General features: G+C 66.6%; 27 protein-coding genes. 15 read left to right on the top strand and 12 right to left on the bottom strand.

The genetic code is table 11. The features are described 5' to 3' along the window. Window positions 1–93: 93 nt before the first annotated feature. The 4 genes from AC5Y46_RS12515 to AC5Y46_RS12500 are packed head-to-tail and all read right to left on the bottom strand — an operon-like array spanning window position 94 to window position 2,679. Window positions 94–921: an ABC transporter permease gene (locus AC5Y46_RS12515; RefSeq protein ID WP_499943884.1), complete on the bottom strand. Its 828-nt coding sequence runs from the start codon at window positions 919–921 to the stop codon at window positions 94–96. After that, window positions 911–1,705 carry an ATP-binding cassette domain-containing protein gene (locus AC5Y46_RS12510; protein ID WP_499991360.1) on the bottom strand — a complete coding sequence of 265 codons (795 nt, stop codon included), beginning with the start codon at window positions 1,703–1,705 and terminating at the stop codon, window positions 911–913. The genes AC5Y46_RS12515 and AC5Y46_RS12510 overlap by 11 nt, the downstream gene beginning before the upstream one ends. Continuing rightward, a complete protein-coding gene (locus tag AC5Y46_RS12505) occupies window positions 1,702–2,163 on the bottom strand; it encodes a MarR family winged helix-turn-helix transcriptional regulator (protein WP_499943919.1) in 462 nt (153 codons plus the stop codon). The genes AC5Y46_RS12510 and AC5Y46_RS12505 overlap by 4 nt, the downstream gene beginning before the upstream one ends. A gap of 18 nt (window positions 2,164–2,181) precedes the next feature. Next, window positions 2,182–2,679 carry a metallophosphoesterase family protein gene (locus AC5Y46_RS12500; protein WP_499991358.1) on the bottom strand — a complete coding sequence of 166 codons (498 nt, stop codon included), beginning with the start codon at window positions 2,677–2,679 and terminating at the stop codon, window positions 2,182–2,184. Between the two features lie 40 nt (window positions 2,680–2,719). Between AC5Y46_RS12500 and AC5Y46_RS12495 the strand changes: the two genes are divergently transcribed. Next, the gene (locus tag AC5Y46_RS12495) at window positions 2,720–3,175 is read left to right on the top strand and encodes a MaoC family dehydratase (protein ID WP_499991356.1); all 456 of its coding nucleotides are present in this window, start codon (window positions 2,720–2,722) and stop codon (window positions 3,173–3,175) included. A 77-nt stretch (window positions 3,176–3,252) separates the two neighbouring features. On the opposite strand, the gene AC5Y46_RS12490 is transcribed toward AC5Y46_RS12495, so the two are convergent. Beyond that, on the bottom strand, window positions 3,253–4,548 hold the full coding sequence (locus tag AC5Y46_RS12490) for an acyl-CoA dehydrogenase family protein (protein ID WP_499991352.1): 1,296 nt from the start codon (window positions 4,546–4,548) through the stop codon (window positions 3,253–3,255). A gap of 85 nt (window positions 4,549–4,633) precedes the next feature. Further along, window positions 4,634–5,344: a GAF and ANTAR domain-containing protein gene (locus AC5Y46_RS12485; protein WP_499943889.1), complete on the bottom strand. Its 711-nt coding sequence runs from the start codon at window positions 5,342–5,344 to the stop codon at window positions 4,634–4,636. Window positions 5,345–5,475: 131 nt separating this feature from the next. Here AC5Y46_RS12485 and AC5Y46_RS12480 point away from each other — a divergent pair, with 131 nt between their 5' ends. After that, window positions 5,476–6,081, top strand: a complete 606-nt coding sequence (locus tag AC5Y46_RS12480) for a GNAT family N-acetyltransferase (RefSeq protein ID WP_499943890.1) — start codon at window positions 5,476–5,478, stop codon at window positions 6,079–6,081. 110 nt (window positions 6,082–6,191) lie between these two features. Beyond that, window positions 6,192–6,521 (top strand): hypothetical protein, encoded by a 330-nt coding sequence (locus AC5Y46_RS12475; protein ID WP_499943891.1) that lies wholly within the window; start codon window positions 6,192–6,194, stop codon window positions 6,519–6,521. Window position 6,522: 1 nt separating this feature from the next. Here the strand turns inward: AC5Y46_RS12475 and AC5Y46_RS12470 are convergent, their stop codons facing one another. Continuing rightward, complete coding sequence (locus AC5Y46_RS12470; RefSeq protein WP_499943892.1) at window positions 6,523–7,221, bottom strand: TetR family transcriptional regulator; 699 nt, start codon at window positions 7,219–7,221, stop codon at window positions 6,523–6,525. Window positions 7,222–7,291: 70 nt separating this feature from the next. On the opposite strand from AC5Y46_RS12470, the gene AC5Y46_RS12465 reads away from it, so the two are divergent. The 4 genes from AC5Y46_RS12465 (at window position 7,292) to AC5Y46_RS12450 (ending at window position 11,197) form a co-directional block, all read left to right on the top strand. Then, complete coding sequence (locus tag AC5Y46_RS12465) at window positions 7,292–8,389, top strand: ferredoxin reductase (RefSeq protein WP_499991342.1); 1,098 nt, start codon at window positions 7,292–7,294, stop codon at window positions 8,387–8,389. Window positions 8,390–8,418: 29 nt separating this feature from the next. Next, window positions 8,419–9,531, top strand: coding sequence for a fatty acid desaturase family protein (locus AC5Y46_RS12460; RefSeq protein ID WP_499991340.1), 1,113 nt, complete (start codon window positions 8,419–8,421; stop codon window positions 9,529–9,531). Between the two features lie 110 nt (window positions 9,532–9,641). Next, window positions 9,642–10,157 (top strand): SRPBCC family protein, encoded by a 516-nt coding sequence (locus AC5Y46_RS12455; RefSeq protein ID WP_499943895.1) that lies wholly within the window; start codon window positions 9,642–9,644, stop codon window positions 10,155–10,157. Then, window positions 10,157–11,197 carry an LLM class flavin-dependent oxidoreductase gene (locus tag AC5Y46_RS12450; protein ID WP_499991338.1) on the top strand — a complete coding sequence of 347 codons (1,041 nt, stop codon included), beginning with the start codon at window positions 10,157–10,159 and terminating at the stop codon, window positions 11,195–11,197. Before AC5Y46_RS12455 ends, AC5Y46_RS12450 begins: the two co-directional genes overlap by 1 nt. A gap of 63 nt (window positions 11,198–11,260) precedes the next feature. Here the strand turns inward: AC5Y46_RS12450 and AC5Y46_RS12445 are convergent, their stop codons facing one another. Both AC5Y46_RS12445 and AC5Y46_RS12440 read right to left on the bottom strand, forming a co-directional pair. Continuing rightward, window positions 11,261–12,379, bottom strand: coding sequence for a DUF1214 domain-containing protein (locus AC5Y46_RS12445; protein ID WP_499991337.1), 1,119 nt, complete (start codon window positions 12,377–12,379; stop codon window positions 11,261–11,263). Then, on the bottom strand, window positions 12,376–12,951 hold the full coding sequence (locus tag AC5Y46_RS12440; RefSeq protein WP_499991336.1) for a TetR/AcrR family transcriptional regulator: 576 nt from the start codon (window positions 12,949–12,951) through the stop codon (window positions 12,376–12,378). The genes AC5Y46_RS12445 and AC5Y46_RS12440 overlap by 4 nt, the downstream gene beginning before the upstream one ends. Window positions 12,952–13,062: 111 nt before the next feature. On the opposite strand from AC5Y46_RS12440, the gene AC5Y46_RS12435 reads away from it, so the two are divergent. Both AC5Y46_RS12435 and AC5Y46_RS12430 read left to right on the top strand, forming a co-directional pair. Next, window positions 13,063–14,226, top strand: a complete 1,164-nt coding sequence (locus tag AC5Y46_RS12435) for a sulfotransferase family protein (RefSeq protein ID WP_499991334.1) — start codon at window positions 13,063–13,065, stop codon at window positions 14,224–14,226. Window positions 14,227–14,236: 10 nt separating this feature from the next. After that, window positions 14,237–15,127 carry an alpha/beta fold hydrolase gene (locus AC5Y46_RS12430; RefSeq protein WP_499991333.1) on the top strand — a complete coding sequence of 297 codons (891 nt, stop codon included), beginning with the start codon at window positions 14,237–14,239 and terminating at the stop codon, window positions 15,125–15,127. On the opposite strand, the gene AC5Y46_RS12425 is transcribed toward AC5Y46_RS12430, so the two are convergent. Further along, window positions 15,124–15,729 (bottom strand): TetR/AcrR family transcriptional regulator, encoded by a 606-nt coding sequence (locus AC5Y46_RS12425; protein WP_499943900.1) that lies wholly within the window; start codon window positions 15,727–15,729, stop codon window positions 15,124–15,126. The genes AC5Y46_RS12430 and AC5Y46_RS12425 overlap by 4 nt on opposite strands. 125 nt (window positions 15,730–15,854) lie before the next feature. Between AC5Y46_RS12425 and AC5Y46_RS12420 the strand changes: the two genes are divergently transcribed. Further along, on the top strand, window positions 15,855–17,183 hold the full coding sequence (locus tag AC5Y46_RS12420) for a cytochrome P450 (protein WP_499991328.1): 1,329 nt from the start codon (window positions 15,855–15,857) through the stop codon (window positions 17,181–17,183). Here the strand turns inward: AC5Y46_RS12420 and msrA are convergent. Next, window positions 17,180–17,695, bottom strand: a complete 516-nt coding sequence (gene msrA / locus AC5Y46_RS12415; RefSeq protein ID WP_499943902.1) for a peptide-methionine (S)-S-oxide reductase MsrA — start codon at window positions 17,693–17,695, stop codon at window positions 17,180–17,182. The genes AC5Y46_RS12420 and msrA overlap by 4 nt on opposite strands. An 82-nt stretch (window positions 17,696–17,777) precedes the next feature. Here msrA and AC5Y46_RS12410 point away from each other — a divergent pair, with 82 nt between their 5' ends. The 3 genes from AC5Y46_RS12410 to AC5Y46_RS12400 all read left to right on the top strand — a co-directional run bounded on the left by AC5Y46_RS12410 (window position 17,778) and on the right by AC5Y46_RS12400 (window position 19,772). Continuing rightward, window positions 17,778–18,284 carry a nuclear transport factor 2 family protein gene (locus AC5Y46_RS12410; protein WP_499991327.1) on the top strand — a complete coding sequence of 169 codons (507 nt, stop codon included), beginning with the start codon at window positions 17,778–17,780 and terminating at the stop codon, window positions 18,282–18,284. Beyond that, window positions 18,281–19,306, top strand: a complete 1,026-nt coding sequence (locus AC5Y46_RS12405) for an NAD-dependent epimerase/dehydratase family protein (RefSeq protein ID WP_499991325.1) — start codon at window positions 18,281–18,283, stop codon at window positions 19,304–19,306. The genes AC5Y46_RS12410 and AC5Y46_RS12405 overlap by 4 nt, the downstream gene beginning before the upstream one ends. A gap of 91 nt (window positions 19,307–19,397) precedes the next feature. Then, on the top strand, window positions 19,398–19,772 hold the full coding sequence (locus AC5Y46_RS12400; RefSeq protein WP_499991323.1) for a DUF427 domain-containing protein: 375 nt from the start codon (window positions 19,398–19,400) through the stop codon (window positions 19,770–19,772). On the opposite strand, the gene AC5Y46_RS12395 is transcribed toward AC5Y46_RS12400, so the two are convergent. Further along, window positions 19,769–20,113 carry a nuclear transport factor 2 family protein gene (locus tag AC5Y46_RS12395; RefSeq protein WP_499943921.1) on the bottom strand — a complete coding sequence of 115 codons (345 nt, stop codon included), beginning with the start codon at window positions 20,111–20,113 and terminating at the stop codon, window positions 19,769–19,771. The two genes, AC5Y46_RS12400 and AC5Y46_RS12395, sit on opposite strands and share 4 nt — an antisense overlap. Before the next feature lie 98 nt (window positions 20,114–20,211). On the opposite strand from AC5Y46_RS12395, the gene AC5Y46_RS12390 reads away from it, so the two are divergent. Together AC5Y46_RS12390 and AC5Y46_RS12385 are read left to right on the top strand one after the other, a co-directional pair. After that, window positions 20,212–21,123: a DNA-3-methyladenine glycosylase family protein gene (locus AC5Y46_RS12390; protein ID WP_499991321.1), complete on the top strand. Its 912-nt coding sequence runs from the start codon at window positions 20,212–20,214 to the stop codon at window positions 21,121–21,123. Window positions 21,124–21,199: 76 nt separating this feature from the next. Beyond that, window positions 21,200–21,745: a Dps family protein gene (locus AC5Y46_RS12385; protein ID WP_499943907.1), complete on the top strand. Its 546-nt coding sequence runs from the start codon at window positions 21,200–21,202 to the stop codon at window positions 21,743–21,745. Window positions 21,746–22,198: the final 453 nt, after the last annotated feature.

Here is a 22,198-nt window from a genome sequence, read left to right as displayed (position 1 = left end):
CCGCAGCAGGATGTCGCGGTTGGCTAACGATTAGGCCTCGGGCGGGACTCCGCAGCGATCGGGTCGCATTCGGGTAACGATCGGGTCACCCGGCTAGGCGACGAGTCGTCGTAAAACCTTTGAGGCCGCGATGATTCCGACGATCGGAGCGATCAGCAGCACGGCAACGTCCACCAGGTGGAAGGGGCTGCCGATCAGCAGCGCCCGCAACACGTCGACCTCGTAACTCAGCGGATTGACCTTGCTCAGCACACGTAGCCACGACGGCATGACCTCGACCGGGTACAGGGCGTTGGACGCGAAGAACAACGGCATCGTGATGGCCTGGCCGAGGCCCATCAGCCGGTCACGATTCCGGACCAAACCCGCCAATGTCATTGACAGACAAGCGAAGAAGGCGGCACCGAGCATGACGGCGGCCATCGCCGCCAGGATCCGCAGCGGGTTGGCCGTCAACCCGATGTTCATCGCGTACGCCAGCACCAGCACCCCGACGATCTGCGCCACCGAACGGACCCCGGCGGCAAAGGACTTGCCGGCGATCAGCGCCGAAGCCGGTGCCGGAGTCACCATCAGTTTGGCCAGTACGCCCGCGTCGCGGTCCCAGATGATCTGTATCCCATAGAAAATCGAGATGAACAGTGCCGACTGGGCGATGATCCCCGGCGCCAGGAACGCCAGATAGGACACATTTCCGGTGTCGATGACGCGCAGATGGCTGAAGGTGGTGCCGAAGATCAGCAGCCACAGTGCGGGCTGCACCATCCGGGTGACGAGTTCGGTGCGATCGTGCCGGAGCTTCTGCAGTTCGACGATCGCGAATGCGCCGACGCGGCTCAGCGTCGCTTTGGCCCGCTCCACTCCGCGCGGCGCGCGGACCGGGTTCACCTCGATGGGCTGACAGGCCCGGTCAACCGACATGCCGGTTTGCTCCTCTGCTAGAACGGATTTCGCGGCTCGACGGGGCGTCCAGACTGGAAGCGGCATAGTGCCGGAAGACGTCTTCGAGCGTGGCGTGCGGCGAGACGGTGGCTTTGAGCTCCTCGGGTGTCCCCACTGCCTGCAACGCGCCGCGGTGCATCAGCGCGACCCGGTCGCACAGCGCGTCGGCCTCCTCCATGTAGTGGGTGGTGAGCAGCACGGTCATGCCGAACTGCTGCTGCATGGCCTGCACCTGTGTCCACACGCCGTCACGGGCAATGGGATCCAGCCCCACCGTCGGCTCGTCGAGCACCAGCAGCGACGGCCGGTTGACCAGCGCCTGGGCCACCTCGAGCCGCCGAACCATGCCGCCGGAGTAGCTGGAGGCGAGCTTGTCGGCGACGTCGAGCAGGTCCATGGCGTTCAGCGCCTGCTCGACGCGATCGCGACGGTCGCGGCGGGGCACCCCGTACAGCCGGGCGAACCACTCCACATTCTGCCGTCCGGTCAGGGCCGTCTCGATCGAAAGTTGTTGCGGTACATAGCCGATATTGCTGCGGATATCGATGGTCTGGCGGCGGGCGTCCAACCCGAAGATGCGCAGTTCGCCGTCCTGGACCGGCGCCAGCGTGGTCAGCACCCGCACCACTGTCGTCTTTCCGGCGCCGTTGGGACCCAGCAGGCCCATCGTCTCGCCCGGCCGCACCTGAAAGGTCACGTCGTCGACCGCGGTGTGCTGGCCGTAGCGGTACGTCAGGTGGCGGCAGTCGATTGCCGGGGTCATGCGCTTCGCTCCTGCAGTCTCTTGGTCATGTGTTCCAGGACCTCCAACCCTTTCGCCAATACCCCCATCTGCTGTTCGTCAAGCTCGCCGAGCAGGTCGGTCAGCACCGCACGCCGCACCTGTGCCGTCGTGTCCATCACCTGCTGAGCCGGCTCGGTGAGGCGCAACCGGCTGATCCGGCGGTCGGTGGGGTCCGGCGTGCGCTCCAGCAAACCCGCGCATGACAGCTTGGTGACCAGGGTGGACGCGGTATTCGGGACCAACCCGAGTTCGGTGGCGGCGGCGCTGACCGACACCCCGGGACGGTGGGTCACCAGGCGCAGCAGCTCGGCCTGCGACTCGGAGAGCTGCCCGGGGGCGTACCCGGTGCCGACCGAGCGGCGCAGCTGCCGGCGGAACCTGCCCAGAATGCGGGGGAGGTCGGCGGCAAGATCGGCGGGGGTGCTCACCGTCGCAATAATACCTCTGTAGTCGAGCTATTTATTGAGTCGGTGTAGCGCGACGTCGTGCAGGGCCCCGTCGTGCGCCGTGGCGGTCAGGTATGTGCAGTGCGGCTGCCTGCGGCGATCGGTGGGCGAGCCCGGATTCAGCAGGCGCAGCCCGGTAGCGGTGGTGGTGTCCCACGGGATGTGGCTGTGGCCGAACACCAGCACGTCGGTGTCCGGGTAGAGCCGCGACATCCGGGCTTCGCGCCCGGCGGTGGCGCCCGTCTCGTGCACGACGACGAAGCGCAGGCCGGCCAACGTCGCAGCAGCCCGCTCCGGCAGCCGGGACCGCAACTCCGGGCCGTCGTTGTTGCCCCAGCACGCCAGCAGCCGTGCCGACCTGGCTTCGAGTTCGTCGAGCAGGTCGACGGTCACCCAGTCGCCGGCGTGGATGACGACGTCGGCGGTCGCGACCTCGTCCCATACCTGCGCGGGTAGGTCGCGGGCCCGTTTCGGGACGTGCGTGTCGGCGATCAGCAGTAGCCGCATAAGTTCTATGCATACCCCCGATAGACACAGAGGAGAGACCATGCGCAGCTTCGAGTCAGTCGCCGAGCTCACCGCCGCGGCGGGGGAGACCCTCGGGCACAGCGACTGGGTGACGATCACCCAGGACGACGTCAACCTGTTCGCCGACGCGACCGGCGATCACCAGTGGATCCACGTCGACCCGGAACGGGCGGCCAAGGGACCGTTCGGCACGACGATCGCGCACGGTTTCATGACCCTGGCGCTGCTGCCGCGACTGCAGCACCAGATCTACACGGTCAACGGCGTCAAGTTGGCAATCAACTACGGACTCAACAAGGTTCGCTTCCCGTCGCCGGTGCCGGTCGGTTCGCGGGTGCGCGCGACGTCGAAGTTGGTCAGCGTCGACGACCTGGGTGAGGGCACCGTTCAGGCGACGCTGTCGACCACCGTCGAAGTCGAGGGAGCCGCCAAGCCGGCCTGCGTGGCCGAGAGCGTGGCCCGCTACATTTCCTAGCGCGAGCAGACGCAAAAACCCCCATTTCGGCACGAAATGGGGGGTTTTTGCGTCTGCTCGCGGGGAAGCCGGCGCGGTCAGAACTCGGCGATAGAGTGTTCCAGGCGGGCGGCCAGTCGCGCCTCGGCTTCGGCCTTGCGGGTGGGTATGTGCTGAGACGGGAAAGGCGTTGTCACCGGCTGATATTCCTTCAACGTGCGGCGTGCCACGGTCATCTTGTGCAACTCGGTGGCCCCGTCGGCGATACCGAGTGACTCGGCCGCAACCAGCATCTTGACGAACGGCATCTCGTCGGAAACCCCCAGTGCGCCATGCAGATGCAGGGCGCGCTGGGCGACATCGTGCAGCACCTGCGGCATCGCGACTTTCACCGCCGCGATGTCGCGGCGCACCTTCTGGTAGTCGTGGTGCTTGTCGATCAGCCACGCGGTGCGCAGCACCAACAGCCGGAACTGCTCGATCTGAATCCAGCTGTCGGCGATCTTCTCCTGCGTCATCTGAAAGTCAGCGAGCGTCCCGCGCCGGGTCCGGCGTGACACCGCCCGCTCGCACATCATGTCGAATGCCTTGCGCGACAACGCAATTGTGCGCATGGCGTGATGGATGCGACCGCCGCCCAGGCGGGTCTGGGCGATCATGAAGGCCTGGCCCTCACCACCGAGCACGTGGTCGGCGGGCACTCGGACGTCGTTGTACCGGACGTAACCGTGGCTGGCGCGCTTGGACGATTCGGCTCCCACACCGACATTGCGGATGATCTCGATGCCCGGCGTCTCGGCCGGCACGATGAACAGCGACATCTTCTCGTAGGTGCGGCCTTCGGGGTTGGTGACGGCCATCACGATGAAGAACGACGCGTGTCTGGCGTTGCTGGAAAACCACTTCTCCCCGTTGATCACCCAGTCGTCGCCGTCCCGGGTTGCGGCGGTGACGAACATGCCGGGATCCGAACCGCCCTGCGGTTCGGTCATCGAATAACACGACGTGATCTCACCGTCCAGCAGCGGCTGCAGGTAGCGGGCCTTCTGCTCCTCGGTGCCGAACAGCGCCAGGATCTCGGCGTTGCCCGAATCCGGTGCCTGACAACCGAACACCGACGGCGCCCACCGCGAACGCCCGAGTATCTCGTTGAGCAGCGCGAGCTTGACCTGACCGAATCCCTGCCCGCCGAGTTCCGGGCGCAGGTGCGCGGCCCACAGGCCCTGATCCTTCACCTGCTGCTGCAACGGCCGCAGGATCGCCATCATCTCGGCGTTGTTCTTGTCGTACGGATCGAGCGAAACCAAATCGAGCGGCTCGAGTTCGTCGACCATGAATTGCTCGACCCAGTCCAGCTTCGCCTGGTATTCAGGATCGGTTTCGAAGTCCCACACCGTAGATCACCGTTCCCCGGCGCAGCGTCGCACCGGCATCGTCGAAGGAGCGACACCATCGTAAGGTCGGCACGGCACCGCCCGATCAGCTGTCCGGAATAGCCTTCCTGAGATCGACCACGCGCCGGGCGATGTCGACCAACGGCGTGTTGGACTCCTGCGACAGCCGCTTGAGCAGCTCGAACGCCCGCACGGCATCGATGTCGAACTGCTGCATCAGGATGCCCTTCGCCTGGCCGATGATGTCCCGACTCGCCAGCGCACTCTGGAAACTGCCTTCCCGACGGACGCTGTCCCACACCAGCGCGGCATGCGTCGCGAAGACGATCCCCACCTCCACGGCTGCGTGGTCGAAAGCCCCGGGCGCATCGGCGTAGATGTTCAGCGCCCCCAAAGTCTGGTCACTGGTGAACAGTTCGAACGACAGAATCGAGCGGATCGGTGTCTGCCGGAGCGCGGCGCATCTGTACTTCGGCCACCGGGTCTCGGTCGACAGATCATCGACCAGCACCGTGTGGTGCTCCCAGGCGGCCATTAGGCACGGACCCTCCCCGTAGCGCTGTTGAATCTCGTCGAGCACGATCGGGTATCGATGGGTGCTGGCCGGGGTGGTGATTCCGGCTCGTGGGTTGGTGACGGTCAGACCGCCATACTGTGCGCCGGGAATCGTCTGGGCGGCCTCGACCACCAGCTGGTCGATGACATCTTGGCTGTAGACGCCGGGCCGGCTGTGCAGTTCGCGCGCCAGCCCCGCAATGCGCTGGTGGAGTTGCGCAAAACCTTCTGCCACGGCCATCCCCTCGGTCAAAGTCCTCGCGCGCGAGGGCCGGTTAGACTCTACGCCCACCGGACTCCGAATGGTCCTGCCCGGGACGGACCCAGGCGTGCACTAGCTGCCGCGATACCTGTTCGCCTAACGTGACTGCGGTGACCCCGCACGTGCGCCCCGCGCAAAGGAGCGATGTCCGCGCTTTGGGACGCACTCTGGGCCGCGCGTTCTTCGACGATCCGGTCGCGATGTACCTGCTACCCGACGACGACGTGCGGCGCAGGCAACTGCATCGCGTGTTCGCCACGACGACGCGCCATCACCACCTGGCTCACGGCGGTGTGGAGGTGGCGGTCGACGGCCCGGGTATCGGTGCGGCGGCACTGTGGGACCCGCCGGACCGGTGGCGCGAATCGCGCCGCGCGGAGCTGGCGCAGATCCCGATGTTCTTGCGGGTGTTCGGCTTTCGTTCGGGGCCGGCCCGTCAACTGCTGGAATTGATGAAGCGGGCCCATCCCGAAGAGCCGCACTGGTATCTGGCCGTCATCGGAAGCGACCCGGCGGTGCGCGGCAAAGGGTTCGGCCAGGTGTTGATGCGGTCGCGGCTGGAGCGCTGCGACGCCGAATACTGTCCGGCCTACCTGGAATCGTCCAAGCCCGAAAACATCCCGTACTACGAACGTTTCGGGTTCACCGTCACAGGTGAGATCAAAGTCCCGGGCGGGGGACCGACGCTGTGGCCCATGTGGCGAGAACCGCGATGACATCCGTTGCTCGCCAAGCGATCTGACCTCAGTTCGGCCACGAGGTTCACGTCAACGGCGATCCGCGGTTCTCGATGGGTGTGCGGCATGCGGGTTTAGCTGACGCGGACATGGGCAACCAGTCGGCTATGGAAGGCGGCCCCGGCGACACCCTGAGACCACAAGAGTCAACCGATTCCGACGAACTCCGCAACGACGACGGCGACACCGTCGTCGACCCGCCTGAGCAGTGGAGCGAGGCCGACAAGTACGGCATGACACCGCGTGAAGAGCGCGAAGGGGAGTCACTCGACCAGAAGCTGGCCGCCGAAGAGCCCGATGTGCTCCGTCCCGCGCCGGGACCGAGCATCGAGGACGCGTTACCCGGTGGCGTGCACCGCGGTCAGGTGGACGGCACTCCCGAGGACGGCGATTCGCTGTACACCGTCGTCGAGGAGTGACTCAGGGGCTGGATTTCCAGCCCGCCACCCCGATGGCGATCATGCGCAGCTGCTTGACGGCGATCCGGTGAATCTCCTGTAGCGCCTCGTTGCTCTGGGCGTCCTCGATCGCCTCGGCGGTGACGATCATCGCGTTGACGAACAGGCTGGCCAGCACGTTGAGATCCTCGGTGCTCCATTCGTTGAGCCGGGGAAACCGGGCCAGGTCGGTAGCCAGCTCTGAGGTGATCAACCGGATCTCGGTGCGAATCGCATAGCGCAGCACCGAAACTCCGGTGGAGCGTTCCCGGGAGATGAAGCGCCAGTGCTCGCGCTTCTCGGCGACACTGCCGATCAGGATCTCGACCGACGACTCGATGACCCGGTTCGGGTCGAGTTTCCCGGCGCGCGCGCCGCGCAGCGTATCGCGCAGACTGCGGAACGATTCGTCGATCAGAACCAGCCCGAGCGCCTCCATCGACTCGAAGTGGCGGTAGAACGCCGCAGGCACGATGCCGGCTTCCCGGGTGACCTCGCGCAGGCTCAGACCGCTGAAACTGCGGTCGTTGAGCGCCTTCAGGGCCGCGGCGATGATGGCGCGCCGGGTCGCCTCCTTGCGTTCCTCGCGGGAGGGCGTGTCACGGCCACCGTCGCGGCTTCTGTCCCGGGGCCGATCCTGGACGCTGCGCCGCGAATGTGAGCTAGGAGTACGACTGTTCACTATGTGAACCGTAACACAGGACCGTGGAAAACCCTTGACCACCAGCGGGTATTGATGTCACGGTGTACACATGTTCACTCAAACTTTCACTCGGACGTTCGCCCGGAATTTCGGTAAGCGGGTCCTGGGTTCCGACCTGGTCGACCTGCTCACCGGTCCCCACGGCGTCGACCGGTACACCGAGCTCGTGACGCCCACCTGGACGTCGGCAGAGGCCCGCGCCAAGGTGGTCGAGGTGCGGCGGACGACGCCGCGCAGCGTCACCCTGGTGCTGGTTCCCAACGACGCATTCACCGACCGCTACCCCGTCAAGGCCGGGCAGTTCGTCAACGTCACCGTCGAGATCGACGGGCGCATGCACTCGCGCTGCTACTCTCCGGCCAACGTCGAGGGCAGCACACACCTGGAGCTGACCATCGGCCGGCACGACGGCGGGTTGGTCTCGACGTACCTGTATGAGCAGGCCCGCCGCGGCATGGTGGTCGGGCTGGACGGTGTCGGCGGCGACTTCGTGTTGCCGGCGCAACGGCCGCGCCGAATCCTGTTCGTCTCCGGCGGCAGCGGAATCACGCCCGTGCTGGCGATGTTGCGCACCCTGGTCGCCGAAGGACATCTGCGGAAGTCGGGTCACGACATCGCATTCGTGCACTACGCGCGCTCCGCCGCCGAAGCCTGCTACCGCGCCGAGCTGGCCCAGCTGCCCGGCGTACGAGTGCTGCACGGCTACACCCGGTCCGGTTCCGGCGACCTGGACGGCCGTTTCGGAGCAGCACACCTGGCGGCGGCGATGCCCGAACCCGACGCGGTGTTCGTCTGCGGGCCAACCGCTTTGGTGGATGCCGTCAAGGCGGTCTGTGAAAACGTGTTCACCGAAAGCTTCGTGCCCCCGGTGATCGACGCACCGGCCGAACCGACCGGCGGCCGGCTGGCCTTCGCGGACAGCCAGGTCGACGTCGTCGACGACGGTCGTTCGATCCTGGAACAGGCCGAAGGGGCCGGCCTGCAACCGCAGAACGGGTGCCGGATGGGCATCTGTCACACCTGCACGCGCCGCAAGACCTCCGGCACCGTGCGCAACCTGGTCACCGGCGCAATCTCCACCCAGCCCGACGAAAAAGTACAGATTTGCGTCACCGTCCCCGTCGGTGACGTCGAGATAGACCTCTAGCCCACCAACGAACTCAAGGAGGAAAAGTCATGTCACAGAACAAGATCTCCCTCACCAAAGAGCAGGCCGACTCCTTCGGCCGCGAGCTCGACGCCATCCGCGAACGCGTGATGGCCGACCTCGGCGAAGAGGACGCCGACTACATCCGCCGGATGATCAAGATCCAGCGCGGCCTGGAGGTCGGCGGGCGCGCCCTGCTGTTCCTGCCACCGTTCTGGCTGTTCGGCACCGGCATGCTGGGCGTCGCGAAAATCATGGACAACATGGAGATCGGCCACAACATCATGCACGGCCAGTACGACTGGATGCGTGACCCGACGATCTCCGGCCGCGACTTCGAATGGGACACCGCCTGCCCGGCCGACCAGTGGCGGCACTCGCACAACTACATGCACCACACCCACACCAACATCGTCGGGATGGACCGCGACATCGGCTACGGCATCCTCCGGATGAGCAAGGACCAGCCCTGGGAGCCGTACTTCCTGGGCAACCCGGTCTATGCGTTTCTGCTGATGGTGTTGTTCCAGTACGGCGTCGCTCTGCACGAGCTGGAGACCGAGCGGATCCGCTCCGGGGAGATCAGCGTTCGGGACAAGCGCGACACCTTGAAGGAAATCTGGAAGAAGACCCGCCGGCAGTCGCTGAAGGACTACGTCGCCTTCCCGCTGTTGGCCGGCCCGTTCGCGCCGTTCGTCTTCACCGGCAACCTGACGGCCAACCTGATGCGCAACGTGTGGTCGTACATGATCATCTTCTGCGGCCACTTCCCGGACGGCACTCAGGAATTCACCGTCGAGGAGACCAAGGACGAGACCCGCGGCCAGTGGTACTTCCGCCAGGTGCTGGGTTCGGCGAACCTGACCGGCGGCGACATCTTCCACGTGCTGTCCGGCAACCTCTCGCACCAGATCGAGCACCACCTGTTCCCGGACATGCCCGCCCGTCGGTACCCCCAGATCGCGCCGGAGGTGCAGGAGATCTGCGAGCGCTACGGGATTCCCTACAACAAGGGTCCGCTGCTGCGGCAGTTCGGCACCGTCGTGCGCAAGATCGTGCGGCTGACGTTCCCCGACTCGTGGAAATTCCGGTCGCGCAGCAAGGCCGAGGAGCCTGTCGGGCAGGAGCTGATCGCCGCATAACTCCCATCACTAGCTGGTGGCGCCGAGACTGCGGCCAGGGTGTGTCGTTCACGACATCGGGTCACCCTGGGCGCAGTCTCGAAGCGTTTCATCTGGGGGACAATGGATCGATGGAGTGGACCGGCGCGCGATATTCGGACAAGCCGACAGTAGAAGCCACGACCTGGATCGACGCCGACCCGGAGCGGGTCTGGAGTCTGGTCTCCGACATCGAGTTGATGCCGACCCTGTCCAACGAGCTGCAGGCCGTCGAGTGGCTGGACGGAGCCACCGCTGCGCGGCTCGACGCCCGCTTCGTCGGGCACAACCAACACGACGCATTCGGCGAGTGGAGCACCACGTCGCGGATCGTCTCCTACGACCAACCGCGCGAATTCGCTTGGGCGGTAGGCGAACCCGCCGACCCCGCGGCGACCTGGCGGTTTCGCCTGACTCCCCGCGACGGTGGCACCGCGCTGTCGTTCTGGACCCAGCTGGGCCCGGGCCGTTCGGGACTGTCCAATGCCATCGACGCGATGCCCGACAAAGAGCAGAAGATCGTGTTCGTGCGGCTGCGTGAATTCGAGGCCGCGATCGACAAGACGCTGGGCGCGATCAAGAGGTTGGCCGAACACGGGGTGCGCTGATGCGGACCGCGACGACCGTCGAGTTGTCGGTGGCCTCGGCCGAGACCGTCGACTTCGTGGTCGAAGCCGAGAAGCTGGGCCTGGACATGTGCTGGGTCGCCGAGGCGTGGGGAACGGATGCGCCGTCCGCGCTGGGATATCTGGCCGCCCGCACCCGGCGGATGCTGCTCGGCTCCGGCGTGCTGCAGGTCGGCACCCGCTCCCCGGTGCTGGTGGCGCAGACGGCCATCACCCTGGCCAACCTGTCCGCCGGGCGTTTCCTGCTCGGGCTCGGCGCCTCCGGACCGCAGGTGATCGAAGGCTTGCACGGCGTCGGCTTCGAGGCGCCGCTGGCCCGGGTCCGCGAGACCGTCGACATCGTCCGGCAGGTGTTCGCGGGTGGCAGAATCTCTTACTCCGGCAACGAGTTCCGCATTCCGCGACCGGGCGGCGAGGCGAAGCCGATGCGACTGTCGACCCGCGCCGAACACCCGATTCCGATCTATCTGGCCAGCTTGTCACCGGCCATGCTGCGGTTGACCGGGCGGGTCGCCGACGGCTGGCTGGGCACCAGTTTCGTTCCGGAAGGGGCCGACGAGGCCTATTTCGCCCATCTCGACGCGGGCCTGACCGCTGCCGGCCGGACCCGCGCCGACCTCGACATCTGTCAGGGTGCCGAGGTCGCGTTCGCCCGCGACGAGGACGAACTGCGCACCATGGTCGGGGCGCGCAAGACGGAACTGGCGTTCAGTCTCGGCGGCATGGGATCGGCCAACACGAACTACTACAACCAGGCCTACAGCCGGCAGGGCTGGGCAGAGGTCGCCGCTGCAGTGCGCGAGGCATGGCAGCGCGGCGACCGGCCCGGTGCGGCGGCACTGGTCACCGATGAGATGGTGTTGGCCACCACGCTGATCGGGACCGAGGACATGGTCCGTGCGCGCCTTGCGGATTGGCGCGACGCCGGGGTGGACACCGTGCGGTTGTATCCCGCCGGTGAGAGCTTGGACGCCAAGCTCGCGACGTTGGGGCGTGCCATCGAGCTGGTCCGGGAGACTTAGCGATAGCGGCGCCGTCATCGAACGTGTAGCTGCTGTCAAAATCGTGCGATTTTTTCGCGGTGGCTACACGCTCGGTGATGACGCCACCTTCGTAGGTGCCTCCGAGAGCTTCACCAGTTGCACTTCGGGCCGCGCCGGCACCTCGTCGGCCAGGAACCAGCGAAACGCCAGGTTCCCGCGCGGATAGCCCAGCGTCGTCAGCGAATTCGGGTGCGGCGTCGTGCCGTTGGACAACACGACCGTGACCGAGCCGTCAGCGTTGGGAACCGCGCTAGCGCAGTTGACCGAGCACCGGCCGTCTTCGGCGCCGTAGGTGGCCATGAACTGGTTCCACACCACCAGATTCCAGAACCTGCACGGCGGCGGCCGGTGTGTGATGACCAGCGCCTCGTCGTCCTCGAGCACGAAACTGCCGTAGGCATAGCAGGCGTCGCGAGCCGACCAGCCGAAGTTGGCGTCGGGCACCTGGTAGGGATCGGCGAATTGGTTTGCGCTGTAAGCGACTTCGTGCCCGAGTGCGTGCCCGTCCTGAGTGCGTACGCCCACGGCCAGCGGAACGATGGCGAACATGGTGCGCATCCAGGTGGCGATCGCGCGCAACCGGGCCGCGGTCTCGGCGTCGCCGTGCCGGATCGGGTCCGGCTCGTCGAGCGCCTCGATGTGCCAACTGACGGGCCGCCCGGTGACCGGGTCGGCCTGGTAGTCGCGCGTCATGAGCACCGCGGCATCAGGTGTCGGCGGAAACTCGAACGTGAAGTTGCCGTCGGCATCGACGTCGAGGTCGGTGTCGCGGACGATCGCGACCACCCGGTCGGACCAGACGCCGGGCGAAGGTTCGTTGTAAGCGGTCAACGAGAAGTACACGCTGTCGCCCTTGTTGCCGCTGATGCGGTAGCGCCGCTGCGGATCGACCGGGCAGACGAAGTAGTAGGCGTCGGTGTTGTCACCGCCCCACCGCCGGTCGCGCCGGGACGGCGTGTTGACCGCGACGAACTGGGGCCGACCGGGCTCGGGGAACAGGTAGGTGTCGAAGCCGACGCCCAGGGTGGTGGCCAGCATCCGGTAGCCGTCGGCGACGTGGCGGTCGTCGGTGACGGCTTTGTCGCCTTCGAGGAACGAGCGGTCCAGTTCCCCGAGGGTCGTCAGGAGTTCCTGCCAGGCGCCGGTCGATTCGTGTGTCATGCGCCGATTCCTTTCAGCAGCAATGTGGTGGTGCGTTCGACCCAGGCGTCGTCGAGTTCGCTGATGCGGGTGAGTAGCGCGATCAACGTCAGACCGGCGATGGCCTCGGCCAGCTCGGAGGCGCTCACGTCGGGCCGGACCTGGCCGCTGGCCGCGGCGCCGCGGAGGCGTTCGGCCAGCCCGCCGGCGAAGATCCCGGCGAACCGTTCCAGCAACGCCGAATGCAGGCTCGGGTCGGCGGCCATCTCGGCGACCAGGCCGGGCAGCGCCGCTTTGGCCGCGGGCGTGGTCAGCACGGCGGTGGTACGCCGGACCATCTCCCGGAGATCGTCGGGCAGCGACCCGCTGTCGGGGATCTCGGTCGCGGCGTTGATCGGGAACACCGCCTCGTGCACCAGGTGAGCCTTGCTGGGCCAGCGACGGTAGATCGCGGGCTTGCTGGTGCCGGCCCGTTCGGCGATCGCAGAGACCAACAGGCCCGGGTACCCGGTTTCGGCGAGCAGCTCGACCGTGGCGCGCAGTACTGCCGCGTCGATACGCGGATCCCGAGGCCGGCCCAGATCTACTACCATTACGAAACTCAGAGTAACATAACTCGCCGTGACCGATCCGCTCGCCAGCCCGTCCAGCTCGACGACCTGGGCCAGCCCCGGTTCAGCGCCGAGGCCCAGCCGATCCTGGACATGATGGCCGCGATGGCCCCGCAGTGCCCGCTGCAATCCGACGCATTGCACGCCCGGGCCAGCGAGGACACCGGCCTGACCGATTTCGGCGCCGACGACTACCGCGAACGGCTCGACGTCTACCTCGCTGCGCTGCGCGAGATCGACGGCCTGCATGAGGCCGGGGTGGTCAACTTCTTCGGCCAGCTGCTGCAGCTGCTCAAGAACCGGTTGCTGTTGACCGATCTGCAGCGCCGCCATCCGGAGATCGACGATATCGAGCTGCGTGCGCCGGTGGTGATCGCCGGGTTGCCCCGCACCGGCACCACCCACCTGCACAATCTGCTGGCCGCACCGCCCACCTTCCGCACCATGCCGTACTGGGAGAGCAACGAGCCGTTCCCGCTACCGGCTGAACACGGCATCGATCCGGACCCGCGCCGCGCCCGCATGGACGTCGCGGTCAACGTGATCAACCTGGTGATGCCGCATTTCGCGCTCATGCACGAGATGACCACCGACCACGTCCACGAAGAAATCCAGCTGCTGGCCAACGACTTCTCCACGATGCTGTTCGAGACGCTCGGCGACGTGCCCCGCTGGCGGGACTACTACCAGACCCACGACCAGACGCCGCACTATGTCCACCTGGCCCGGCAACTCAAGGCGATGCAGTTCCTGCGCGGCGGTAGGCGCTGGCTGCTCAAATCCCCCCAGCACCTCGAACAGGTTCCCGTGCTGAACCGCGTCTTCGGCGACAGCATCGTGATCTTCACCCACCGCGACCCCGTGCCGGTGGCGCTGTCGATGATCGCGATGATCACCTACTCGGCGCGGATGCACCGCTCCCCGGTGCCGGTCCGGCAGATCGCCGACTACTGGATCGACCGGTTGGAGTACATGCTGACCGCGTTGGTCCGCGACCGCGACACCATCGGCCCGGACCGTTCGGTCGACGTTCGCTTCGACGACTTCATGGCCGACGAACTCGGCGTCGCCGAACGCGTGTACGCGCTGGCCGGCGAACCCTTCACCGACGAGGTGCGTACCGCCGTCGGTGACTATCTGGACGGCCACCAGCGCGGCCGGCTGGGCAGCGTCGAGACCTCGTTCGAGATGTTCGGGCTGGACGAAGCCGATCTGCGGAAACGCTTCGCCCCCTACGTAGAGCGGTTCTTGCAGTAGTTTTTCGGGCATGACCACCATGCCCGAGTTGGACGGCGTCGAACACCGCTACGTGGACCTCGGCGACGGGCTCACCATCCACGTCGCGGAGGCCGGCCCGGCCGACGGTCCGGTGGTGATGCTGGTGCACGGGTTCCCGGAGAACTGGTGGGAATGGCACGAGCTGATCGGACCGCTCGCCGCCGACGGGTACCGGGTGTTGTGCCCGGACCTGCGCGGCGCGGGCTGGAGCTCGGCGCCGCCGTCGCGGTATCTCAAGAGCGAGATGGCCGAGGATCTGGCCGGCGTCCTGGACCATCTCGGCATCGACACGGTGAAACTCGTCGCACACGACTGGGGTGGACCGGCGGCCTTCATCATGATGCTGCGCCATCCCGAGAAGGTGACCGGATTCTTCGGGATGAACACCGTGGCGCCCTGGGTCAAACGTGACCTGGGGTCGATCCGCAACAGCTGGCGGCTCTGGTATCAGATCCCGATTGCGGTGCCGGTGCTCGGTCCGCGACTGCTGCGCGATCGCAAGGCCCGGTTCGCCCGCGCACTGGGTTCCTGGGTCGGCGGCGGCTTCAACCTCGCCGACGAAGACATCGCTGTCTACATCGAGCGGATGCGGCAGCCCGGCCACGCCGAGGCCGGCTCGCGGTGGTACCGCTCGTTCCAGGCCGGGGAAATGCTGAGCTGGATGCGCGGCGAATACGACTCGGCTCGAGTCGAGGTGCCGGTGCGCTGGCTGACCGGTACCGAAGACCCGGTGATCACCCCGGATCTGGCCGACGGATATGCCGAGCACATCACGGATTTCGAGGTCGAGCTGGTTCCCGGGGTGGGGCACTGGATCGTCCATCAGCGCCCAGACCTGGTGCTGGACCGAGTTCGCGCGTTCCTGCGTCTTCAGCCCTAGTGCCGCGGCCCGAGTAACGCGATGGACGCATCCACCGCCGGCTCGACGATGTCACGCGCGGGCTTACCGTCCTCGACGGCCAGCGCGACGAGTTCCCGCAGGCCGCCCACCAGGATGACCGCCAACGGCGGCGTCAGTGGCGGCAAGCCGGCGCGCCGGAAACCGGGGCTGCCGCTCAGGTCGATCAGCAGGTTGGTCAACAATTCCAGCCCTTGCCGCTGCACGGGGCGAGCGATGTCACCCAGGTACGGCAGCTCCCGGATCCAACTCAGTGCAATGGCCGGCCGGGATTCGATGCTGCCGACATAACCTTCGACGGCCTGGCGAATCTGGTTGTGCCAGTCGGCCTCTGGGTCCACCGCGCCGCGGATGTCGGCCGCCATGATCTGGACCTCCAACCGCAGCAGTTCCAGGAAACACTGTTCCTTGCTCGGGAATTGGTCATAGAAAGTGCGCTTGGAGGTGCGCGCGTGGCGGACGATGTCGGCGACGGTGGTCGCGCGGTATCCCCGCTCGCGGATCGACGCGTCGAGACCGTCGAGCAGCCGAAGCCGGAACGGGTCGGGTTCGGCCGACACCGCGTCGTCGACAACCGCCGTCACGTAACGAACTCCTCCCGATCCCGCTTGTCATGCGTGGTACCACCGAGTACCGTACCAGGAAAGGCCGGTGGTACATCGCAGTACCAACCCCCGTTCTCGGGGTTCGAGGAAGGAAGTCGCGCTCGATGAGCCAAGCAGTGACCGACGCCCCAGTCCTACCGGCCGGCAAGGCGCCACCGGCGGCCCGACTGCCGAAGCTGTTGCAGGGTATGGGTTTTGCGTTGGTACGGCGACGGATGCTGCAGAGCTTCACCCGGCGTCTCGGCACTGCGTTCACCCTGCACATCCCGATGTACGGTCGCATGCTGGTCGTCTCGGATCCACGACTGGCCAAACAGGTTTTCACCACCAGTCCCGACGTGTTGGGCAATATCCAGCCCAACCTGAGTCGCATGTTCGGCTCGGGATCGGTGTTCGGCCTCGAGGGCGAAAATCACCGGAGACGGCGCCGGCTGTTGGCACCGCCGTTCCACGGCAAGAGCATGAAGAACTACGAGACGATCATCGAGGAAGAGACCCTGCGCGAGACCGCTGATTGGCCCGAAGGCCAGGCGTTCGCGACGCTGCCGTCGATGATGCACATCACCCTCAATGCCATCCTGCGCGCGGTGTTCGGAGCCGAAGGTGCCGAACTCGACGAGTTGCGCCGGATCATTCCGCCCTGGGTCACCCTGGGCTCGCGGCTGGCAGCTGTGCCCATGCCGCGGCGCGCTTTCGGCCGGTTCAGTCCGTGGGGCCGGCTGGCCGAATACCGCCGCCGGTACGACCTGGTGATCGACAAGCTGATCGACGGCGAACGGGCGGACCCGAACTTCGCCGACCGCAACGACGTGCTCGCGCTGATGTTGCGCAGCACCTATGAGGATGGTTCGGTCATGTCGCGCAAGGACATTGGCGACGAGTTACTGGCGCTGCTGGCCGCCGGCCACGAAACCACCGCTTCCACGTTGGCCTGGGCCTTCGAACGGATCACCCGTCACCCAAAGGTGTTGGCGGAGTTGGTCGAAGAGGCCGACAACGGTGGCGGCGAACTACGCCAAGCGACCATCCTCGAAGTCCAACGCTCCCGGACGGTCATCGATCTGTCCGGCCGGCACGTCTATCCCGAGGTCTACCAACTCGGCGACTGGGCGGTTCAGCGCGGCGAATCGATCGTCGTCAACATCGGGCAGATCCACGAGAATCCGGAAGTCTTTCCCGATCCGGAGCGCTTCGACCCTCAGCGCTACATCGGCGGCAAGCCCTCGACGTTCGCCTGGATCCCGTTCGGCGGCGGCACCCGTCGCTGCGTCGGCGCCGCATTCGCGAACATGGAGATGGACGTGGTGCTGCGAACGGTGTTGCGCCAGTTCGTCATCGAATCCACGACGGCACCCGATGAACGTCGCCACTGCCGCGGGGTCGCGTTCACGCCCAAGGACGGCGGGCGCGTGGTCGTGCGCCGGCGCCGCTAGCGCTGCGCGTCAGCCCGCCGCGGCAGCTTCCAGCCGGGCCGCACGAAGTGACAGGTGTACCCGTGCGGGTAGCGCAGCAGATAGTCCTGGTGCTCGGGTTCGGCCTCCCAGAAATCACCGACCGGGCTCACCTCGGTCACCACCTTGCCGGGCCACAGGCCCGACGCGTCGACGTCGGCGATGGTGTCCAGCGCGATGCGCTTCTGCTCGTCATCGACGTAGTAGATGGCCGACCGGTAGCTGGGTCCGCGGTCGTTGCCCTGCCGGTCCTTGGTGGTCGGATCGTGGATCTGGAAGAAGAACTCCAGCAGGGTGCGGAAGTCGGTGGCCGACGGGTCGAAGATGATCTCGACGGCCTCGGCGTGCCTGCCGTGGTTGCGGTAGGTCGCGTTCGGCACCTCGCCGCCGCTGTAACCGACCCGGGTGGACACCACCCCGGGCTGTCTGCGGATCAGATCCTGCATGCCCCAGAAACAGCCGCCCGCAAGGACCGCTCGTTGCGTGCTCGTCATTTCTGTCCTCCTAACCGGCCCGGGGACCGGCTCGCCGCCGCAACGCCCCAGGCTACACTCCGCCCGTGAGGTGTAACGGCGCGTGAGCAGCCCGGAATTCCCCCGCAGCGAATTGGCCGCGGCCTTCGAGAAATTCGAGCAGACGGTGGCCCGTGCCGCCGAGACGCACGACTGGGACGCCTGGGTCGAGCACTACACACCCGACGTCGAGTACGTCGAGCACGCGGCCGGCACCATGCGCGGTCGCGACGAGGTGCGCACCTGGATCCAGCGGACGATGACCGCCTTTCCAGGCAGCCACATGGTCGAGTTCCCGTCGTTGTGGTCGGTGATCGACGAACCCACCGGCCGGATCATCATGGAGCTGGACAACCCGATGCGCGACCCCGGCGACGGCAGCGTGATCACCGCGACCAACATCTCGATCATCACCTACGCCGGCGACGGCCTGTGGCGCCGTCAGGAAGACATCTACAACCCGCTGCGCTTCGTGCAGGCCGCGCTCAAGTGGTGCCGTAAAGCCCAGGAGTTCGGCAACCTGGACGAGGACGCCGCGCGGTTCCTCCAGCAGTACGGCGGCGCGCAGTGAGTGCCAAACCCAAACTGGTCATCGGCGCCAACGGGTTTCTCGGTTCGCACGTCACCCGGCTACTGGTCGGGGACGGTCACGAGGTGCGGGCCATGGTGCGCGCGGGCGCCAACACCCGTTCCATCGACGACCTGTCGGTCACCCGCTTTCACGGCGACGTGTTCGACACCGCCACCGTGCGCGAGGCGATGGACGGCTGTGACGACGTGTACTACTGCGTCGTCGACACCCGCGCCTGGCTGCGCGACCCGGCGCCGTTGTTCCGAACCAACGTCGAGGGCCTGCGCAACGTGCTCGACGTCGCGAAAGACGTTGCGCTGCACCGGTTTGTGTTCACCAGCACGTACGCGACGGTGGATCGCCGGCACGGGCACGTCGCGACCGAATCCGACCGGATCCCGCCGGATCGCCGGGTGAGCCCGTACGTGCAGTCCCGGGTGCAGGCCGAAGACCTGGTGATGCGCTACGTCGCCGAGCGCAACCTGCCGGCGGTCGCGATGTGCGTCTCCACGACGTACGGCACCGGCGACTGGGGCGGCACCCCGCACGGCGCCTTCATCGCCGGCGCGGTGTTCGGCAAGCTGCCGTTCCTGATGAAGGACATCCAACTCGAGGTCGTCGGTGTGCAGGACGCCGCGCGGGCGATGATCCTGGCCGCCGAGCACGGCCGAAACGGTGAGAAGTATCTGATCTCGGAGAAGATGATCCCGTTGACCGAGGTGATCCGCATCGCCGCCGACGAGGCCGGTGTGCCACCGCCGCAACGCTCGATCCCGGTGCCGGTGCTCTACGCCCTCGGCGGCCTGGGCAGCCTGCGGGCCAAACTCACCGGCAAGGACGCCGAACTCAGCCTGGAGTCGGTGCGGATGATGCGGGCCGAAGCCCACGTGGACCACGGCAAGGCGGTGCGGGAATTGGGCTGGCAGCCACGCCCGGTCGAGGAATCGATCCGGGAGGCGGCCCGGTTCTGGGCGGACATGCGCAAGCCACAGGCGGCGCGCGACCTGTTCAAGCCGGACTGATTGTCCGGGCACCGGTGCCGTACCTGGACCGGGCGGGAATGGCCGATTCCGGGGTCGCGTTGAAATCGGTCAGCGACGAAAGAGGTGCAACATGAGCCACCCGGAAATCAAGGAACCCAGCGCCGGGCACCCGATCACGATCGAACCGACCGCCGGCCGGGTTCAGGTCCGCGTCCGCGGCGAGCTCGTCGCCGACACGACCGCGGCCCTGGGACTGCAGGAGGCCACTTTGCCTCTGGTGCAATACATTCCGCTGGCTGACGTGGTTCAGGACCGGCTTACCCGCTCCGACACCGCCAGCTACTGCCCGTTCAAGGGCGAAGCCAGCTACTACAGCGTGACGACGACGTCCGGCGAGACCGTCGCGGACGCGATCTGGACCTACGAGAACCCGTATCCGGCGGTCGCGGCGATCGCCGGGCACGTCGCCTTCTACCCGAACAAGGCCGAGATCGAGGTCAGTTAGGGGAACACCTTCGCCAGCGACTGCGTGTCGGTGTACTCGCGCACCGACACGATCAACCCGTCGCGGGTGTCGAAGATGCAGACGAACGGGCTTTCGTATTGGAGGCCGTCCGCTGTGGTGCCGTCCACCTGGCCCTCCACGACCACCGTCTCGCCCTCGTTGACGCAGCGGAGCAGGTCGATGTTGCACTCGAAGACCTTGCGGCGCCGCTCGAAGGCGTCCCGCAACTCCTGCTTGTCGTATTCCACCCGGGTGACGATGCTCCAGTAGGTGAAGTCGTCGCTGAGCAGCGTGAAGCCCTCGTCGGTATCCCCGCCCTCGCACATGCTCTGCAGGAACATCCAGGCCAGCTCGGCCTGCGGGTCGTCGAAGGGCGTCGTCACACCGTCATCCTGTCTCGACTGACTGTTTGCGGTCAATCAAGCGCAGACTGGTCACGATGCAGATCGCGCGAACCGTGACGTTCCCCGGAGCCGGCGGCTTCGGGCCCGCCTTGGCGCCGCACCGGCGCGGCCACGGCGACCCGTGCTTCCGCGCCCCGGGTGACGGAACGATCTGGCGCACCAGCCTGCTGCCGAGCGGACCGGTGACGGCGCGCATCAGCCGCGTGAGCCGCGACACCGCCCGGTGTGAGGCGTGGGGCGACGGTGCCGCGGAGTTCGCCGAGTTGTTCCCGGCGATGCTGGGCGCCGACGACGACACCTCCGACTTCGTGCCGCACCATCCGACGGTGGCCCGCGCTCACCGCATGGTTCCGCACCTGCGTCTGGGACGCACCGGACAGGTGCTGGAAGCCCTGATCCCGGCGGTCATCGAGCAACGCGTCCCCGGAGCCGACGCGTTCCGGTCCTGGCGGGTGCTGGTCACCAAGTACGGCACCCCGGCGCCCGGTCCGGCGCCGGAGGGAATGCGGGTGCGGCCCTCGGCGGACGCGTGGCGGTACATCCCGTCCTGGGAGTTCCACCGCGCCAACGTCGACCCCGGGCGGGCCCAGACCGTGGTGCGGTGTGCGCGGGTGGCCTCGTCGCTGGAGCGCCTGACGTCGCAACCGGCGGCCCAGGCCCGCGAAGCGCTGATGTCGCTACCGGGCGTCGGGGTGTGGACCGCCGCCGAGACCGCGCAACGGGCGTTCGGTGACGCCGACGCCTTGTCGGTCGGCGACTACCACGTCTGCAAGATGATCGGCTGGACGCTGCTGGGCTATCCGATCGACGACGCCGGCATGGTCGAACTGCTCGAACCGATGCGTCCGCATCGGCACCGGGTGGTGCGCCTTTTGGAGGTCAGCGGGCTGGCCTACGAGCCGCGCCGGGGGCCGCGACTGCCGGTGCAGCAAATCCATACGCTGTAGTGGCGATGGTTAAGGCCGTGGCCATCGGGTATTCGGTCCGGGAAAAGACGTAGGCGAGTTTTTCAGGGAGAAACCGATGACGCAGTTCACCATTCCGGGCTTGGGCGACAAAGAGGCAGCGCGACTGACCGAGATCCTGCAGCGGCAGTTGAGCACATACAACGACCTGCACTTGACGCTCAAGCACATCCACTGGAATGTGGTGGGCCCCAACTTCATTGGCGTACACGAGATGATCGACCCGCAGGTCGATGCGGTCCGGGGTTTCGCCGACGACGTGGCCGAGCGCATCGCCGCGCTGGGCTCCTCGCCGAAGGGCACTCCGAGCGCCATCATCGAGGACCGGGACTGGGACGACTACTCCGTCGGCCGCGACACCGTGCAGGCGCACCTGGCGGCACTGGACCTGGTTTACAGCGGTGTGATCGAAGACATCCGCAAAGCCATCGAGGAGACGGACGAACTCGATCAGGTGACCCAGGACCTGCTGATCGGACAGGCCGGTCCGTTGGAGAAGTTCCAGTGGTTCGTCCGGGCGCACCTGGAAAGCGCCGGCGGACAGTTGGCTCACCAGGGCGCGTCGACTGAGAAGGACGCGGCGGAGTCTGCCCGCGGGAGCTGAGGGTGTGAAGCCTGGGCGTTGGGAGTGAAGCCTGGGTGTTGGGAGTGAAGGTCGGCGCTGAGTGTGAAGCCCGGCGTTGGGAGTGAAGCCTGGGCGTTGGGAGTGAAGCCAGGCGTTGGGAGTGAAGCCTGGGCGTTGAGTGTGAAGCCTGGGCGTTGGGAGTGAAGCCCGGCGTTTTGGGAGTGAAGCCCGGGTGTTGAGTGTGAAGCCTGGGCGTTCGGAGTGAAGTCTGGCGTTGAGTGCGAAGCCCGGGCGTGGGGAGTGAAGCCTGGGCGTTGAGTGTGAAGCCTGGGCGTTCGGAGTGAAGCCTGGGTGGGAAATCGTCGGAAATTCCGCCCTGGTTACCCGCTCAACGCCAAGCTTTCACGCTCAACGCCAAGCTTTCACGCTCAAAAGCGTGAGGCCTACCCTGAGCTACCCCGGGTTTTGTACACACTCGGTTACTGGTGTGCC

It is taken from the genome of Mycobacterium sp. NGS59 (assembly GCF_059812345.1).
The sequence above is the reverse complement of the archived record's forward strand: the minus strand, read 5'-3'. Positions and strand labels throughout refer to the sequence as shown.